The 18,430-nt window shown below is 43.0% G+C and carries 16 protein-coding genes and 1 pseudogene; 13 read left to right on the top strand and 4 right to left on the bottom strand.

Going from position 1 to position 18,430, the window contains the following annotated elements; all coding sequences use genetic code 11:
• Positions 1 to 452 precede the first annotated feature (452 nt).
• From ABIN91_RS21310 to ABIN91_RS21255, 12 genes and pseudogenes are all read left to right on the top strand, one after another.
• On the top strand, positions 453 to 878 hold the full coding sequence (locus tag ABIN91_RS21310; protein ID WP_348053639.1) for a hypothetical protein: 426 nt from the start codon (positions 453 to 455) through the stop codon (positions 876 to 878).
• Positions 860 to 1,297 carry a hypothetical protein gene (locus ABIN91_RS21305; protein ID WP_348053638.1) on the top strand — a complete coding sequence of 146 codons (438 nt, stop codon included), beginning with the start codon at positions 860 to 862 and terminating at the stop codon, positions 1,295 to 1,297. The genes ABIN91_RS21310 and ABIN91_RS21305 overlap by 19 nt, the downstream gene beginning before the upstream one ends.
• Before the next feature lie 104 nt (positions 1,298 to 1,401).
• Positions 1,402 to 2,052 carry a hypothetical protein gene (locus ABIN91_RS21300; RefSeq protein ID WP_348053637.1) on the top strand — a complete coding sequence of 217 codons (651 nt, stop codon included), beginning with the start codon at positions 1,402 to 1,404 and terminating at the stop codon, positions 2,050 to 2,052.
• A gap of 264 nt (positions 2,053 to 2,316) precedes the next feature.
• Positions 2,317 to 2,925 carry a sigma-70 family RNA polymerase sigma factor gene (locus tag ABIN91_RS21295; RefSeq protein WP_348053636.1) on the top strand — a complete coding sequence of 203 codons (609 nt, stop codon included), beginning with the start codon at positions 2,317 to 2,319 and terminating at the stop codon, positions 2,923 to 2,925.
• Between the two features lie 65 nt (positions 2,926 to 2,990).
• Positions 2,991 to 4,151: a FecR domain-containing protein gene (locus tag ABIN91_RS21290; RefSeq protein WP_348053635.1), complete on the top strand. Its 1,161-nt coding sequence runs from the start codon at positions 2,991 to 2,993 to the stop codon at positions 4,149 to 4,151.
• Positions 4,152 to 4,345: 194 nt separating this feature from the next.
• Positions 4,346 to 7,774, top strand: coding sequence for a TonB-dependent receptor (locus ABIN91_RS21285; RefSeq protein ID WP_348053634.1), 3,429 nt, complete (start codon positions 4,346 to 4,348; stop codon positions 7,772 to 7,774).
• An 18-nt stretch (positions 7,775 to 7,792) separates the two neighbouring features.
• Entirely contained in the window at positions 7,793 to 9,232 is a 1,440-nt protein-coding gene (locus tag ABIN91_RS21280) for a RagB/SusD family nutrient uptake outer membrane protein (RefSeq protein ID WP_348053633.1), read from the top strand.
• A 205-nt stretch (positions 9,233 to 9,437) separates the two neighbouring features.
• Positions 9,438 to 11,090, top strand: a complete 1,653-nt coding sequence (locus ABIN91_RS21275) for an alpha-L-fucosidase (RefSeq protein WP_348053632.1) — start codon at positions 9,438 to 9,440, stop codon at positions 11,088 to 11,090.
• Positions 11,091 to 11,349: 259 nt separating this feature from the next.
• Positions 11,350 to 12,672: a BNR repeat-containing protein gene (locus ABIN91_RS21270; protein WP_348053631.1), complete on the top strand. Its 1,323-nt coding sequence runs from the start codon at positions 11,350 to 11,352 to the stop codon at positions 12,670 to 12,672.
• An 88-nt stretch (positions 12,673 to 12,760) separates the two neighbouring features.
• Complete coding sequence (locus tag ABIN91_RS21265) at positions 12,761 to 13,867, top strand: glycoside hydrolase family 88 protein (protein ID WP_348053630.1); 1,107 nt, start codon at positions 12,761 to 12,763, stop codon at positions 13,865 to 13,867.
• Positions 13,867 to 14,115, top strand: a pseudogene (locus tag ABIN91_RS21260) (tyrosine-type recombinase/integrase); the annotation flags it as partial. The gene ABIN91_RS21265 and the pseudogene ABIN91_RS21260, both read left to right, overlap by 1 nt.
• 464 nt (positions 14,116 to 14,579) lie before the next feature.
• Entirely contained in the window at positions 14,580 to 15,086 is a 507-nt protein-coding gene (locus tag ABIN91_RS21255; RefSeq protein ID WP_348053629.1) for a hypothetical protein, read from the top strand.
• On the opposite strand, the gene ABIN91_RS21250 is transcribed toward ABIN91_RS21255, so the two are convergent.
• The gene (locus ABIN91_RS21250) at positions 15,067 to 15,234 is read right to left on the bottom strand and encodes a hypothetical protein (RefSeq protein ID WP_348053628.1); all 168 of its coding nucleotides are present in this window, start codon (positions 15,232 to 15,234) and stop codon (positions 15,067 to 15,069) included. The genes ABIN91_RS21255 and ABIN91_RS21250 overlap by 20 nt on opposite strands.
• Positions 15,207 to 15,665, bottom strand: a complete 459-nt coding sequence (gene mobC, locus ABIN91_RS21245; RefSeq protein ID WP_348053627.1) for a plasmid mobilization relaxosome protein MobC — start codon at positions 15,663 to 15,665, stop codon at positions 15,207 to 15,209. The genes ABIN91_RS21250 and mobC overlap by 28 nt, the downstream gene beginning before the upstream one ends.
• 251 nt (positions 15,666 to 15,916) lie before the next feature.
• Between mobC and ABIN91_RS21240 the strand changes: the two genes are divergently transcribed.
• On the top strand, positions 15,917 to 16,639 hold the full coding sequence (locus ABIN91_RS21240; RefSeq protein WP_348053625.1) for a hypothetical protein: 723 nt from the start codon (positions 15,917 to 15,919) through the stop codon (positions 16,637 to 16,639).
• A 178-nt stretch (positions 16,640 to 16,817) separates the two neighbouring features.
• Here the strand turns inward: ABIN91_RS21240 and ABIN91_RS21235 are convergent, their stop codons facing one another.
• Together ABIN91_RS21235 and ABIN91_RS21230 are read right to left on the bottom strand one after the other, a co-directional pair.
• Positions 16,818 to 17,888: an alkene reductase gene (locus ABIN91_RS21235; RefSeq protein WP_348053624.1), complete on the bottom strand. Its 1,071-nt coding sequence runs from the start codon at positions 17,886 to 17,888 to the stop codon at positions 16,818 to 16,820.
• 86 nt (positions 17,889 to 17,974) lie between these two features.
• Positions 17,975 to 18,430, bottom strand: a 456-nt coding sequence (locus ABIN91_RS21230) for an AraC family transcriptional regulator (protein WP_348053623.1), incomplete at its 5' end; no start/stop codon positions are given.

Here is an 18,430-nt window from a genome sequence, read left to right as displayed (position 1 = left end):
GCTACCTGTGGATGCCATTAGAAATTGCTGACGGTAAACTTTGGTTGCCTAAACCGGAACCCTGGAAATTGAACATCAAATCGGGAGAAACAATAAAGTTACCATTGAATTAAATACTTATGCATTTATTCGTAAAATTCAATTTTATACAAATGTGATGAATTAAGTGACTTGAGTGGAATTGCAATCCAACCATCAGCTATTTTGCAGTTTTATAATTTTTCTATTCATTATGCCTTATACGTTTAGCCCATACCTTCTTTTACGGATGCCCGCAGGAGATCAATGCCAATACCCGGGGGAATTCAACAGTTTTTAGGTGACCCGAACTTTTGTTCGGGTCTTTTACTGGCCAGCCCGGTGTTATTCACTATTCTGCAGAAGCAACAATTCGATGCCGCTAAGCTTAACGAAAAAGAGGCGGGTACTTTAAAGAAATATATTAACCGGTTTTGCTTCCGTCCGACACCATTCGGGTTGTTCGCCTCCGTGTCCCTGATCACTTGGGAGAAAAGACATCTGTCAACAGTGAACAACCAACCTTTACCTGGCATTGCCGGCCGGATATGAGCTTTACCCATTTACTGGCTAAAAGCCCTACCTTAAGACAGACCGATCCAATGTATGAGATCAACCCCTCCATTTACCGGGTATTAAACGAATACAGGTTTATCCGTACATGGGTGGATGCGGATGTCAAGTCCAGGGAATACCAACTACAATCGATCGCCTACGATTCGCTTATACGGGATCTCGTGAACTTTTGCAAACCAGCACGCAGCCGGAAAGATATTATTGAACAGATCTCCAAACTGGCCGTTTGCAGCTTTGCCGAAAGTGCCGACTATCAGAGTTCCTTATGGATGCACAGATATTGATCAGTTTCGATCGTATAGCCATTGTGGGAAAGGACCAATTTCTTGCACTTACAGATAACCTCGCGGGTGGTAACCTGAAAAAGAAGTTGCAAAAGCTGACCGCGAAACTTATCGAGTTGCCACCAGTTGATCCCAAGGATCAGCCCTTTGCAATATCGGTTATTCAACAGGAGTTAAACGCGCTATTGCCGGAGCCAAGCAATCTTGAAAAACCCAACCTCAACGTTATACTAAAAAGGGCATCCAAAGGCGAAAATGTACTTTCAAAATATCAGGAGTATATCAGAGATGGAATTTCTGCTTTATCCGTGTTATCCGGCGACGATGATGTTCCCGCTATGTCGAATTTCGTAAGCTCATACCTAAAGCATTTTGAAGGACAGAAATCCCCTTGTCGGACCTCTATATTAGTGTCGTAGACATAAAGCGGTATTGTTTTCGCTGAAGCATCAAAAGATCGTAGTGCCCCGATTAACATCGGCCTATAATCATAGCCTGAGTAAACTCCCTCTTTTCCGCTTTCTTGCCGACCTTCCTTAACAATACGGGCAGTACAGCCTTGGCTTCGATCTGCGTCAATTTTTTCCCGGCCAGTCCTTTTACCCCAGAGTGGAATATAAGGGTACCATTCCTATACCTGGCAACCTGGGTTATCCGTAGCGAACAATTGACCATCTTGCAGAACGCCTTACAAACCGATATACCTGAAGTATTCCGGGAAATCAGCGAACAGTTACTGTTACCTGCTCTTTTCTCCCTTGCCGAAGGCGACCATGAACTCGTATTTGACGTCGGGCAACAACAAGATATCCGGCTTTTCCGGGAATGCAACCGTAAAAAAAAGGAGATCATCCTTAAAGAATTTCCAATACAAGAGACCATAAGGCAATATAACTGCTACTTGTTGCCTGATGAGCCGCTTTCCTTACCCGTACCTTTGGCTTTTGATACGCTAAAGGTTAAAGGTCAACGGAAATATATACCCGGTTCGGAATGGCTCTACTTGAAAATTTACGTAGATATATCGTCGCCACTTAATAGGTATCCTTTTCTTATTGTGTATACTTTGCCATCAAAATTGAACAATCTGGCTTTCTTCACTTTTATTATCCCTACGCCTAAAATCGCATGGGACTTTTGCAAAGAAAAAATATTATACTGGAGTTTTTGGTAAAATCGATTGTAGAACCCATAAGTGGACTGTCTTTCAAAGTAATTCTAATTTTAGTTCTGGCATTAAGAAAAGTTACTTCTCCTGCGACAGTTTCTTTGCTAAAACCCAGTGAGATGATCTGGGCGGTGTGGTCCAGGGGCCGGGCGGCCCCTGGATCATTTAGTCCTACCTGGTAAATGATATTTGTTATTGTAAATTTAATGTTACCTTTGCTTTACAACCAATTATGCGCTTGCAACTTGCGCAGTTTAACCTGAGGACGGGATGAAAAAAAGTTTACCAGAAGATCATTCTTTATGGAAATGCTTTATCCAGGGTGATGATGCCGCATTTGCGTCTATCTATTCGGGGTATATAGATATGTTGTATGCATATGGTAAAAGGTACCTCGCTGATGAGTGCCTGTTGCAGGATTGCCTGCAGGATATGTTCATCGACCTGTATAAATACCGGGGCACTCTTGCTCCGGATATCAATATTAAGTTCTATCTATTCAGTGCTTTAAAACACAGGATCAGCCGTTGTCTAAAAAAGATCAAAATTGCCGAACAAGAAACTTCATCGTACGATTACCAAAATTCAGGAGTCTTTAATTTGTGCTTTAGCGCGGAAGACTACCTGATCCGGGAGGAGGAAACAGCCGGGAGCCTCAAACTATTGATGCGGGAAATGAACCTTTTACCGATCAGACAAAAAGAGGTGCTTTACCTCCGCTTCAACTCTGGCTTTGATTACGAGGAAATTGCCAGACTGATGAAAATCTCTGTATCGTCCTGCCGCACAATGGTATTTCGCGCCGTTAAGCAATTGCGAAAAAAGCTTGAAAATTCCCCAGCAAAGAACCTTTTAGTGCTGTTAAACATTATTCTTTAATTTTTTTAAAATACTTCGTCTATATTTCGCCATTTTTTTGCTCTGTATATAATAAGGGTATTATTATGGATGAAGATAAAAAAGTAAAAGCTGAAGATGTTTTAAGTTCCGATGATCATTTGAATGACATTTCATCCGAACGGGATCAATTAGCCCAAAATATTAAAACTATTATTTCTGCATCCGGGAACGAGACCATCAGTCCGGAAAATAAGAAAATAATGTGGGATCACATCCTTACCCAATTAACGATCGTCGAGCCTATTGCAAAGAAAACAGTGATTATTCGGTTTAGCCGGTGGGCTGCAATTGCCGCATCTGTTTTATTGATCACTTCCGCGGGATTGTACCTCGGAAGACGTCATGCGGTTGAAGCTCCTCGGCAAAAAACGAATCAGCTATCCAGATCTTTTAAAAATGATGTATTGCCTGGCAGCAGCAAAGCAGTATTGACGCTGGCCAATGGTGTCAGCATCATATTAGACAGTGTCAGAAATGGATTATTGACCAGTCAGGGCGAAACCAAGATCCGTAAAACGGCCCAAGGTCAGATTGCTTATGATCACCACGTCGCCTCTTCAGCACCTGTGCAAATAAACAGTATCAAAACGCCACAAGGTGGTCAATACGAGGTCATTTTGCCAGACGGTACTAAAGCTTGGCTCAACGCTGCATCATCACTTCACTTTCCCACTGCGTTTAATGGTACAGAGAGAAATGTGGAAATGACTGGCGAGGTTTACTTTGAGGTTGCTAAAAATAAACATATGCCATTCAAGGTAAGTGTTAATGGTACTGTCGTAGAGGTTTTGGGAACGCATTTTGACATCAAAGCTTACGACGATGAAAAGGAAATGAAAACAACGCTATTGGAAGGCGCTGTCAAGGTCAGCAAAAAGGGAGTGCCTGTATTGCTTGTGCCTGGGCAACAGGCTTTGGTCAATAACTTGTCGGGGGCCATCCATGTACAAAAAGCGAATATAGATGCCGTGATGGGCTGGCAAAAAGGCATTTTTATTTTTAAAGGAGAAAATATAAGAACCATTATGAGAGACCTTTCGCGCTGGTATGATGTAGATATTGCCTATCAGGGAGACTTCGATAAACAGGATTTCTCAGGCAGGATATCCCGTTTTAAAAATATTTCCGAAGTATTGAATTTGTTGGAATTAACAGAGGACATTCATTTTAAAATTGAAGAAAGGAGGGTCACCGTTATGCCTTAGAATTATTACTTAAAGTTTGGTGACCAAAAAAACCAGGAGCGATGAAGACGCTCCCGGTTCGTGTTCGAGGCATCAAATTCACGATCAGCTTGTAACCAATATAAATTATTAACCTATAACAATTCAAAGATATGAAAATTAATGCTCCGTTAGGAAGCATGCATAAGACCTGCATTTCAAAAATCTTTTTGGTAATGAAATTAACATTATTCTTTCTTATTGCAGTCTTATTACATGTCCAGGCCAATACGTATGGCCAAAAGATCAATATAAAACTTAACAATGCCCCTTTAGAAAAAGTGTTCGAAGAAATTGCCCTTCAAACAGGCTATAATTTCTTATATAACGATAACCTTTTAAAAAAAACGCATCCGATCCATCTAACTTTAACTAATGCCAATTTAAATGAGGTATTGGACAAAAGCATGGCGGGCCAGCCAGTTACCTATACGATCAGCCAAAATACTATCGTGATCAAAAAGCGCTTAGAAATCAAAAAAAAGTTGGTACTGATCGACGTGTCCGGTAAGGTGCTCGATAAACAGGGCCAGCCATTGCCCGGAGTATCGGTCAAACTAAAGGGTACTTCTTTGGGGATTACCACGGATATCAATGGTAATTTTGCGATCAAAGCCAGCGATAGTAACAGTATCCTCGTCTTTTCTTTTATTGGATTTACGACGCAAGAAGTCATGATCGGTGACAGAACGGTAATCAACGTCACTCTACAGGAAGAGCCCAAATCATTGAACGAGGTCGTAGTTATCGGTTATGGTCTACAATCCAGAGCGACTATTACATCCGCCATCGCGAAGGTTGATGGTAAAAATATAGGCAATCAACCGGTGGGAACACCAGGTGAAGCCTTGGCGGGATTAGCTGCCGGCGTACAAGTTCAAAGCGATCAGGGTGCCAAACCGGGCGCAGCACCCACCATCCGGGTACGCGGTGTGAGCTCTTTAAGTTCTTCCAATGAGCCTTTATATGTCGTGGATGGTTACCCTTTGGAAACAGCTGCCAATTTTACCTTGATCAACCCAAGCGATATTGAGTCCATTGAGATATTAAAGGATGCGGCTTCGGCTTCTATCTATGGCTCAAGAGCCGCTAACGGAGTCGTTTTGGTAACAACCAAGCGTGGTAAACCCGGAAAAACTGTTTTCTCATTTTCTACTTATACCGGTATTCAAAAAGTAACAGGTCTGATACCAGTATTGAACCGCGATCAATTTGTCGATTATGTTAAAGATGTCGCCCGGATTAGGAGTTTTGCGTATCCTACTAATTTTGATACAAATCCAGGTGGCTTAGCCGATGTGAATTGGCAGCAGGCCATCTTTAGAACTGCCCCGCTTACAGATGTAGAATTCAATGCATCCGGCGGAAGTGAAAAAGTTAGGTTCAATGCTTCTGCGGGCTATTTCAAACAAGACGGTGTGATGATCGGAACAGCGTACAGCCGGACGACAGTCAGATTGAATTTAGATGCAGATATTGCTAAAAATGTAAAATTCGGATTCTCCGTATCTCCTTCCTATTCCGAACAATTTAAACAACCTGCATCGGGGCAGTTCAATGGTTCAAATGCAGCTGATCAGTTAGTTGGCGTACCGGGTTTGATAAGCAACTATACGCTCTACAGCCCACTTAACCAGGCGTTGACCATGCCTCCCGTAGTGCCCATTTACAGGGCTAATGGCGATTTTGCAGAGGTAACCGATGCCGGATTGGGTTTTAACCTACCCAATTCAACAGCCCAGTTCTTTCCTCCCAGTTATCTGAATCCTTTAAACATCGTTAGCCAGGCGATCAACCGTAACCGGGCTTTTCGGACACTAAGCAATGCCTTTTTAACTTATACGCCAGTCAATGGGTTAACTCTGAAGACTTATTTGGGTGCCACCCTCGAAAACGAATTGGTACATGCCTATATACCCGCTACGATGGCTTCGGGCCAGGCTCCAAACGCCTCGTTCTCAAACCCTTCCCTTGTGGGTATTTATGCATCTGATAATGCGCGCAATAGTTTTGATTGGGTTTGGGAGAATACCGTAACCTACGATAAAACATTTGGCAACCATCATTTTAATCTTTTGGGTTTATTTTCAGTTCAAAAATATAATTCCCAGATCAATTATACTGCTGGCTTGCCCGGAACATTTGTGACCACTGCTGTACAAAGTCCGTTAGCAACACCCAATACGCTCGGCACGATAGGTTTTGATGCTAATGATTTTGTATCATACGCTGGTAGACTCACTTATGATTTCAAAAGGAAATATTTGTTTACAGCTGCAATACGGCAGGATGGATCTTCGCGGTTTGGCCCTAACAACCGCTACGCCGTCTTTCCTTCTTTTTCTGCGGGCTGGAGGATCAGTGAAGAGCCTTTCGTCAAACCGATTCTTGAGAAATTAAAAATTAATGAGTTGAAAATTCGAGGTGGGTATGGCAAAACCGGCAACGCCAATATCGGGAGCTTTACCTATGTTAATTCAATTGCGCTGAATCGCAATTACGCTTCAGGCAATACCCGCCTTTTTGGTGCCCAGCAAAGCGGGTTCGCAAACCCGGATCTGACCTGGGAAAAGAATACGCAAACTGATTTCGGAGTGGATTTGAGTTTGCTCGATAATAGAATCAGTTTCACAGTCGATTATTTTAACCGTACCACCGACGGCATGCTCCTTAACAAGGCATTGCCGTTAATTGTAGGCTATGCAACATCATATCAGGCAAATTTAGGCAGTCTAAAAAATAACGGGTTTGAATTTGGTGCCAATACTGATTTTAAGATCGGCGCAGTCCGCTGGGCAGTAAATGCGAACCTGTCAACATACCGAACCAAAGTACTGGATCTTGGTGGACCAGCGGCTTTGCCTGCTGTTGGAGCCATTAACGGCTGGAACAATGTTTATCAGGTTAAAGTTGGACAGCCACTTGGTCTGATGAATGGATATACTGTGGTTGGCTTATTTAAGAATGCAGCCGATCTGGCAAATAACCCTCAGGTTGCAGCGGGTAATCATGTAGGCGACTGGATTATCAAAGATCAGAACGGTGACGGCAAGATCGATGCGAACGACGTTACCGTACTAGGACATGGCTTGCCCGATTTTACCTATGGCCTTACTAATACTTTTCAGTATAAGAGTTTTGATCTGAGTATCCTGATACAGGGGGTGCAGGGTGTCAACACTATCAATGGTAACCTAAGGCAGCTATATGGGGGTAACGGTAACCTGAATACGAATACTAAATATTATCAAAACTACTTTGATCCGGCCCAGCCTAATCGAGATGTGTTATTTCCGGTTCCAAACAGCAGTAGCAGTATCAGTACTGCAAACGCACTGACTAATGTAGATGTTGAAAATGGTTCTTATATGCGGGTAAGGAATATCACGTTAGGATATCGTTTAAGCGACGAATTCGCGAAAAAAATAAAAGTTAAGAACTTTCGTATTTACGCAACTGCTCAAAATCCTTTCCTGATCACTAAATATACCGGATATAATCCAGAAACAAGTGTTAATGGTTCAGACCCAACCACACCAGGCGTAGATCAGGGTACTTACCCGATCGCACGGACATTTATTTTTGGAGTAAATATCGGATTTTAACTTTTAATTAAATTCAAAATGAAAAATATTAAATTTAAAACAGGCATGCTGATAGTGATGGCATTGCTCTTTTCAGCCACATCCTGTAAAAAATCGTTTGTCGATCTCACCCCGCAGGGCATAGTGCCCGTCCAGAGTTATTATGCGAGCGAGGTTGACATTAAAAGTGCCTTAAATGGCATTTATAGTACCTTGCGCCCGATCTATAATACGCAATGGGCATTTGCTGAACTTCCGTCAGATAACACCCAAACCTTTGGTGAAAGTGACAGTGCCTGGGGTGAAGAAGATAAACTTACCTGGAATTCAACCTCTACCAATTTACAAGGTGCCTGGTCGAGAGCTTATGCTACTATTGCCTATTGTAACCTACTACTGGGTCATATCGGGCCTGTTTCTATGATCCAGGCTAATAAAGATAGTTATATCGCGCAGGCAGAATTTATTCGCTCGCTGATGTATTTCAACCTCGTAAGAATGTTTGGTGGGGTCCCTTTGATACTAACCGAAATCACTTCGGAAAGTCAGGCTTATAGCTATAACCGCGCTACCACCACAGCGGTTTACGCGCAGATAGAAGCAGACCTCACAGATGCAGCATCCAAATTGCCAGTGTCGTATACTGGTGCGGATATTGGCAGAGTTACCGCGATCGCTGCTAAAGCTTTGCTGGGAAAGGTCTATCTTTTTGAAAATAAATTCGCCCAGGCAGAAGCTAAACTGGCTGAGATCATCCCATCAGCACCTACCCCATTGATCAGCTATGATCAGGCTTTTGGCGTTGGTCATGATAATAGTTCAGAGATCATATTTGCTGTCCAGTACCTGACCGGCGGATTTGGTGAAGGGAATTCCTTTGCTTCCGGTTTTGTGCCGCAGCCGGCGGGTACATCGATCGTAGGTATCAGCGGCGGAAGTTTCAATATCGGCACTCCAGACCTAAATAACGCGTTTGAACCAGGAGACCTTCGCAAAAATATCTCCATCGGAGTTTTTATAACAGGCACATTTACTTATTATTATGCTAAAAAATTTATTTACCAAGGAGTGCCCGCTGGAAACGAAGGAGACAACGACTGGCCTGTGATACGCTGGGGGGATGTGTTATTGATGTATGCCGAGGCGGCAAACGAGAACGGCAACACGTTTAATGCGCTAACGCAACTCAATATCGTAAGAAGTCGGGCTGGCTTGGGATCTAAACTCGGTCTTAACCAAGCGGTAGCCAGGACAGCAATTCAGGCTGAACGCCGGGTGGAATTAGGCTTTGAAGGCGAACGGTGGTTCGACCTGATCCGCTGGAACCAGTACGTGCAGGTAATGCAAAGTTATAAAAACAACAATGTTCCGCCCACCGGAGCATTTGGCAATATTTTATCAACATTAAACCTATATCCTATACCGTCGAGGGAAATTAGTTTAAACCCGAATTTGACACAAAATCCAGGTTATAATTAGCCGTATTCCGCGGCCTGCCTGCCGGACGACTATTCTCCGGCAGGCTTTTTCGAAAATATCATTTAGGAAATGGTTTCAACCCATACGGTATAAAAATATAAGGGATGACGTCAAGCACTTAATGTACGTGCGGTATAAATTGAACGATTACTCTGCCGGCAATAATCATGTTTCCGTCTTATTAAATTATAATAAAATCAAAGATATGAAGAGAAGAACGCTATTGAAAACTATTGCTATGACCGTGCCTACTGTTGGCCTGTCAAAATTATACGGAAAAAACCTTTTAAGTAACACTTTAGCATCCTTAGCCCTTGAAGAGCCCTTTAAGCCAACCTGGTCATCACTGGCCCATTACCAGGTACCGGATTGGTTTCGTGATGCCAAATTTGGGATGTGGGCGCACTGGGGCCCACAATGTCAACCAGAATATGGCGACTGGTATGCACGCGGAATGTATCAGGAAGGTAGTGATCAATATAAATATCATTGTGAGAAATATGGACATCCTTCCAAATTCGGTTTCAAGGATGTCATTCACGAGTGGAAAGCAGAAAACTGGAATCCCGAGGAACTCGTAGCATTATATAAAAAAGCGGGAGCAAAATACTTTATGGCATTAGCCAACCATCATGACAACTTTGACTTGTATCAAAGTAAGTACCAGCCATGGAATTCCACAAAAGTTGGCCCCCGGAAAGATTTAATAGGAGGCTGGGCCAAAGCTGCAAAGCATAAAGGATTGCCGTTTGGGGTTAGCGTTCATGCATCTCATGCCTGGAGTTGGTATGAGGTAGCGCAACGCTCTGACAGCACCGGTCAATATCAAGGCATACCATATGATGGTAATTTGACGCGACAGAATGGTGCAGGCAAGTGGTGGAATGGCTTGGATCCTCAGGATTTGTATGCTCAAAACCATTCGTTAAGTGAAAACAGCAAGGAAAACCGGGGAATATTTAAGCAATGGGAATGGGGCAATGGTGTAGCAATGCCATCGCCGGCTTATTTCGAAAATTTTTATAACCGTACGATCGAACTGATTGACCGTTATAGTCCTGAATTGATTTATTTCGATGATACCGCACTGCCACTGTGGCCGGTGAGCGATGCGGGACTTCGTATTGCAGCACATCTTTATAATAAAAGTATTAAAGAACACGGGCAGTTGCGAGCTGTGATCTATGGTAAGGTCTTGGATGAGCAACAAAGAAAGTGTATGGTTTGGGATATTGAGCGGGGACAAAGCAATAAAATAGAGGTTTTGCCTTGGCAAACCGACACATGCATTGGTGGATGGCATTATGACAGGCGCATTTACGATCGAAACCAATATAAAACGGCGAAAACGATCATCCATATGCTTGTAGATGTTGTGAGCAAGAATGGGAACCTCCTTTTAAATATTCCGGTCCGTGGAGATGGTACCATTGACGAGAAGGAGCGGGCAGTTGTAGAGGATATTGCAAGTTGGATGAACGTAAACAGTGAGGCAATTTACAAAACACGACCTTGGAAAATATTCGGTGAAGGCCCAGCGATCGAATCCGCAGCCCCTTTGAGCGCCCAGGGTTTTAATGAAGGCAAAGGCAAACCTTATACTGCCGAAGATATCAGGTATACTACAAAAGGTAAGACACTTTATGCTACAATGCTTGGATGGCCATTAGGCAACGAAGCCAAAATTAAAAAACTCGCACTCAATGCAGGGGTAGGCCGGATTGAAAAAATTACTATGCTTGGTTATGCTGACAGCCTGAATTACAAGCAAACTATCGATGGTTTGAGTATTCAGTTACCGCAGCAAACTCCCGGTAAGGAAGCTTTTGTATTTAAAGTAGAAGGTGCCATAATTTAACAATATATGATCATGTGTTTATCAAAAAGCAATTTTGGCAGCGGCAATGTGGACATCCCGAGGACGTTACAAACACCTTGATTATCGTAGAAAAGCACAGCATTTATATTGTATTAACCGATTAAGATCTTGCAAGGTTGAATGAATAGCTTAATTAAATTTTAATTTTTAGAAATCCGATTTTGTGTTTTAAGTTAAACTATGGGTGAAACGCTGATTTGCATTTTGCGAAGATGCTTACCCACTAAATTTATTTAAAGTGATAAAGAAACTTGTAATTTATTTTTTGTTTGGGGGCTGGTGGTCTTGTTTGCATGCCCAAACCAAAAACGCTACGGTAACAATAGCCTTTAATGGCTGGGCGAACAACAGCGTTAATACAGTTATATTCCGTAAAAATGCATTGGTAACAGCAGATGGCTACCAGTATACCGCCTATTACGACTCAGAACAATATGTGGTTGTAGGTAAGCGTAAAACTGGCTCCCGCCAATGGCGGCTTGTTAAGACTTCTTATGAAGGCGACGCAAGCGATGCACATAAATCTATTAGCATAATGATCGATGGCGATGGTTATCTGCATGTTGTATGGGGGCAGCATAATAATCCGCTGAATTATGCAAAGGGTTTAAAGCCCGGTTCGTTGGAATTGGGTGCCAAAATACAGATGCTTGGTGATAAAGAAAACAAACTCAGCTATCCTGAATTTTATAAGCTATTGAATGGCGACCTGTTATTCTTTTACCGCGATGGTGGTTCTGGAAATGGCTGTTTGATAGCTAATCGCTACGATATCAAATTGAAAACATGGACACGCTTACAGGACAATTTGATTGATGGGGAAGGCCAGCGTAGTGCTTACTGGCAGGTATGTTCAGATGCGACAGGTGCGATTCATATCTCATGGGTTTGGCGTGAAACGCCTGACGTAGCCAGCAACCACGATATGGCATATGCATGTTCGAAAGACGGAGGCAAAACGTGGCAAACCTCTGAAGGTAAAGTCTATCAGCTACCTATTACGGCCGCCAATGCCGAATATGCTCTTAAAATTCCTCAAAAAAGCGAACTGATCAATCAAACATCGATGTTTGTTGATGCACTAGGGCACCCTTTTATTGCGTCTTACTGGAGGGAACAGGGGCAAACTATTCCACAATACCATATTGTTTACAAAACAGGCAGTCAATGGCAGGTAAATAACTTAGGATTCCGTAAAACAGCATTCAGTTTAAGCGGTGCTGGGACAAAGCAAATACCTATTTCCAGACCGCAGATCATTGCGTGGGCGAATGGTAAACTAACCGCTGCCGCATTGATATTCCGCGATGAAGAGTTAGGCAGCAAGGTTTCTATTACTGTTAGCAATGATATCACCAAAAAACAATGGGATATCCATAACCTAACTAACACCTCGGTTGGATCGTGGGAACCTACTTATGATACAGAGTTATGGAAGGACGAACACATTCTTGACCTTTTTGTGCAGAAAAACACTCAGGTTGATGGCGAAGGCCATGCAAATTTGCCTCCACAGTCAATACAGGTAATAGAATGGAAACCCAGCATCAATCAAAAATGAAAAATATTTTAATTACCACTTTATGGTGTTTGTTAGCAGCTTTCACCGCCAGGGCTCAAACCCATACATATAAAAGGATAAAAAATTATTGCAAACTATTACCCACGACTTTAAATATGCTGAGTGGCAATATCAGGTAATGATGAACCGTTTGCCAGCAAATGGTTTTCCAAAAAACTATGTGGCGGGGAAAGATAGTTTAGCTACAACCGGGTCTGAATGGTGGTGCAGCGGTTTTTATCCCGGCACATTACTGTATTTATATCAGCAAACTAAAGATACAAAACTGCTGATCGAAGCAAACCGCGCGCTGGATATGCTGGTTAAAGAACAGTATAACAAAACCACACATGATCTGGGTTTTATGATGTACTGTAGTTTTGGTAATGCAATGACAATAGCCCCTAAGCCTGCTTATAGAGAAATATTGATCAACAGCGCCAAATCATTAGCATCACGTTTTGACCCTAAAGTAGGCTGTATAAAGTCGTGGGATTCGAACAAGCCTGAATATTTGGTAATCATCGATAATATGATGAATCTGGAACTTCTGTTTTGGGCAACCCGCACAACCGGCGACTCCAGTTTTTATAAAATTGCGGTAACACATGCCAACACTACACTTAAGAATCATTTCCGCTCCGATTACAGCTCCTACCACGTTATAAACTACAATCCGCAGACTGGTATTGTGCAGAAAAAACGCACTCAACAGGGCTACTCGGATGAATCGGCATGGGCGCGTGGTCAAGCCTGGGGCTTGTACGGCTACACCGTTATGTATCGGGAAACCAAGGACAAGAAATATTTGGAGCAAGCAAGGCGTATTGCACACTTTATATTAACTAATCCAAATCTGCCAACTGATAAGATACCTTACTGGGACTTTAACGCACCAAATATCCCTAATGCAATGAGAGATGCATCAGCCGCAGCAGTATTGGCTTCAGGCTTGCTTGAGTTATGCCGGTATACTGATAGTAAAACAGGGCAACTGTTTTTCAGTACCGCCGAAACCATCATCCACAATCTTTCCAAACCAGCCTATCTGGCGGTCAAAGGCACAAATGGCGGGTTTATTTTACTACACAGCGTAGGCAGTTTACCTCAGGGAACAGAAATAGACGTACCGCTTACGTATACCGATTATTATTTTATTGAGGCATTGGGTCGGTACAAAAAATTCAGCAGATAATAAACAGCTATTTAAAGGAAATAGCCGATATGTGCGCCATTACCAAACCGCTCACGTTTCATATTGCCCGGCATACATTCGCTACTACGGTAACGTTAACCAATGGCGTACCGATAGAAACAGTAAGTAAGTAAGTAAGTAAGTTGTTAGGACATAGCAAACTAACTACAACTCAAATATATGCTAAGGTAGTAGAGAGTAAATTAAGTGATGATATGGCACAACTTAGTAAGAGGTTACAAGCGTAATTTTTAGAGTCAATGCTAAGGCCTGTACCGAAAAGTGCAGGCCTTTGTTTTTGCAAATAAAACCAAATTAATAATTTATAGTTGAAGCATATAATAGGAGTTAATAACCGTATCCATGCCTAATAATATTTTAAGCCACACGAACCATTTGATCGCAATTCACACAAATATGATATTGGCATTTTTGTGGGGTTAAAGAAAGGCTATGAAGATAACCTTTTTCATAAAAAAATATTTACATTACAGGAGGAGGGATACGCCGATTATTATCTTAAGCTTTCCATAATGAAGAGATCAGGTTTAAAGTACCAAATAATAAATGCGTAGGCAATGGGTGTTTTCACGGTAATTAGCAGGAGACCACCCATTAACCCACTCATTTCCTGAATACTGAGCAATAGCCGACAAATAATAATTGCAACAGTTTAGAATTTGTATATTAGACCTACCTAATATTTATCGCGTTGAACGGTTACTATCAAATTTTTTCGAACACTCCCGATACAGACTATGAAGGTGCGATTACCTGGTTGGAAAAAGAGCTTGATCGCTATTTGACCATAGCTTATGAAGAATCATTCGAAGATGCCGACGTCAGGCATTTTAATGATACGCTAAAGCGGCTTTACATGCTTTTTTTTGATTGCACCCAGGATTATAGTGATGATATTTATGGAAGGGCGGCGAGGGGCGTTTTCGTATACAGCAGGTCTGCTCCGGGTACGTCTGTCAGAAACCACCGCCGGATGAGCCAGTTTTTAGGGGCATTTAAAAACCGGCCGGAATATGTTGGGTATGATAAGGGGCATTTTATTGCACACAGCAATGATGGCCAAATCGACCAAAATCTTTATCGTCAGCTCAAAGAGCTGAACCGTGGTTTATCGCCACAGGGCAAGCTATTCCGGTCAATGGAACGGTACCTGCAAAATAACGAAGGAGTATTTTACTTTAGATGTGCAGGGCATTAGTTTTCACTTTAGGTTTAAGCATGGTTAAATGCTCGAATCTGGTCAGTTTCTGCCGGAAATCCATGCGTTCAATTTCCCAGACAAAGCCGCTGGCTAAAATGAGCGTAGCCTCTTTGTCGTTTATCTTGCGCTCATTATAGTGGAGCATCCCCCGGATACTTTGACCGATGCTTGTTTTTGCAACCATTTTTCGGCGAGTTGAGAAATGATTGCTAATAGCCGCTCCACCTGTTCATCTATCTTTTGGTATTGTTCTGCCACTTTCAGCACATAAAAACCCTGATGCGTACCCGCCTTGTCCTGGTTGAAACTCCGGGTGATCTGGTTGATATTAATACCGATTGCGCGCAGCTCTTTCCGGATCAAAGCCAGTTCTTCCATTATGGGATTTAAGGAAACATCATAATAAAATAACCTGATCTGTTTACCCGATAGGACTTTACGGGCGACTTCGGCGATCGAAGGATTTTTACTTTCTTTCCTGATCTTATCCAAACGATTAAAGGTGGCTTCGGTAACTCGAATGATCAGATTATGTGTTAATAGATCCTCGGGATTGCTGGCTTTCTTTCGTGGCATAAAAGTACACTTATAGAAAGTTCAGATTTGCGAGTTCCGAGCAAATCCCCCGGGCTAAGCCGGGGCAAAGATTTTTTTGCGCATGCAAAAATACATCTTTGCTTAGCCCTTGCGGGCTACAAGAAAGCTCGTCCCGGAAGCTGTTCTGAACTTCGGTTGCTGTTTAAAATGTGGTTGGCTTATCAGATCAAGATCTGATCGGATCTGGTTTGCCGCGTGAGTTCGTCCAGCGGGATAAAACTGCGTAGCAGTTGCCGGATCTTCTGTCGGGGAGCCTCGCGAATGTGCTGCCTGCTGATCTGTCTTTTGCCCTTGACCTGGGTGCACTTTTCTTGATTTTCCGGAGAGATCGATGGGCGACTGCTGGTAAAAGACAACTTTCTGACTATATGCAGGCTTTCGCGCATTTTGGCGGACTTCAAAAGGTATTTCATACCCGTTCATTCGGTCGGCATGCCCTGGTAAATGACAGTGTTCATGTGTATAAGGTATCTCATTTCAATGACCTGCTGGCTGACTACAAGAGTTATTTCAAAGCTGATTACAAGCAGATCTACACTGGTTTTCCCGCCGAACTATGGGCCGTATTGCTGAGCGAAAAAATTCAGGTGGAAAAGGACGACCTGGTTATAGAACTTTACCAAAGCTGGAAGATTTACTGGCAGGGACACCCAAGTTCAAAAGGGAAAGACGAATCGCTGCTGCATTTCAATGCGATGGCGGCAGCATTCCAGGCAGGCGGTGATTTATTAGAAACAGCTCAAGCCGATGCGCAAACCCTGATTCCGGTCATCGCGCTGACGGTTAAGCATCCATACACCAACTCTGCCGACTTCTTTGTCGAGTGCGTTCACCTCATGACCCAGAAATATGTAGACCAGATCGGTGACGGGTTAATCTTTGTCAAGGTCGGCCCAGAAGCGTATCCTGATGACCAGACTTATTTTATTTATACTGTGGATGAAGAATTTTAGTTTTGCTTCAAACATGACTGATACAATCCAATGGGCAATGAAAAGCGGCGCGGATGAAGACTCCAACAATAACAAACTTTATTGATGATTTCATTCTGCTAATCTAAAGGTATTCTAACATTTACCCGGCTCGCGCTTTTGGTAGCAAAGCGTTGAAATGGGATGTCATGTAAAATAATCAGTTGAATAAAACCGGATAATCTGTGTAGCCTTTTGCGCCGGGTGTATATAAGGTAGTAAAATCAGGTGCGTTCAATTCAGCGCCGTTAATGATGCGTTGCTCCAGATCTGGGTTTGCTAAAAAGGCGCGGCCGAAGGCGATGAGGTCTGCATCCCCGTTGTTCAGTTCAGCTTCGGCTTTATCGGCGGTAAAAGTATTACAATAAATTATTGTTCCCTCAAATTCGGTGCGAATAGCCGCTAAAGTTTGTGCAGGCACCTGGGGATTAATACTAATGTGTATATAGGAAAGCCCGATGCGGTTAAACTCCCGGCTTAAATGAATGTATGTTTCTTCCGTACTGTCGGCATCATAAGCTTGTAGGTCGCCAAGTGTAGAGTTAGGTGATAGCCTGACACCAACTTTTTCTTTGCCGATAGCATCCGCTACTTGTTGAGCCACTTCCAGGGCAAATCTGCTTCTGTTTACAATGCTGCCGCCATAAATATCGGTGCGGTTATTTACATTCGGGTTCAGGAACTGTTCAATCAGATAGCCGTTTGCCGCGTGCAATTCTACACCATCAAAACCTGCGGCTATCGCGTTCTTAGCAGCTGTTACATATCCGCTGATCACATCTTGTACACCCTCTGTAGATAAGGCTACAGGAACAGGGTAATCCTGCATACCCATCTTGTCGGTATGCATTTGTCCCGCAGCCGCTATAGCTGATACACCTACTACCTGAACGCCCTCCGGCAGGTTAGCCTGATGTCCGATACGGCCGGTATGCATCAATTGCAAAAATATTTTGGTATCGTTTTGGTGAGCTGCCGCTGTTGTCAATCTCCAGCCTTCAATTTGTTCAGCGGAAAAAATACCCGGAATGCGGGCGTAGCCCAAGGCCTCCGGGGCAGGCGCGGTGCCTTCTGTAATGATCAGACCTGCGCCCTTGCGCTGGCCGAAATATTCCGCCATCAAGGCGTTTGGTATATTGCCGATGGCACGGCTGCGGGTCATGGGGGCCATCACTAAATGATTCTTCAAATTCAGGGATTGGCTATTGTAGGGCATGAGTAACTTTTTCATATCGTTTGTTTTTATGTTTTAAATGATATGTCAAAGGTCGTCAGGAAGTCAAATTTAAAATAGCGCGCTTCGCCTGAAAAATAGTCCTATCCGCCTGATGCGTATTTTTTTGGCTTTTGCTGATGGTGCCGTTCGAATAAGCGGGTAAAATGGCTTAAATTACTAAAGCCTAATTGATAGCCCGCCTCACTCACGGAATAATTTTTATGCCGGAGCAGGTAGGCTGCTTCCTCCATCCGGGCAGTCTGATAGTAATTGTAAATACTATCGCCAAATACCTGCCTGAACAGCTCTTTCATTTTAGTTTCGCTTAAACCGCCTAATTTTGCCAGGTCAGGCAGGCTGGGAGGCTGACCGAGATCGCTAAGTATAGCTTTCCGTATGATAGAAAGCTTATCTGTATCAGCTTTGTTAACCGGGCTATGTCCCTTGGATTGGCGGTTGTGCAGTTGATTAAACACATCGTACAGCAGCCTTTCCGCTTTTAGCCGATAATAAAATTGCGCTAATCCGTTCTCCGACTGCGGCTCGGATAGCTGTTT

Source organism: Mucilaginibacter sp. (assembly GCF_039921305.1).
Lineage (GTDB): Bacteria > Bacteroidota > Bacteroidia > Sphingobacteriales > Sphingobacteriaceae > Mucilaginibacter.
Note: the sequence above shows the minus strand (reverse complement) of the source record. Positions and strands in the feature narration are given on the sequence as shown.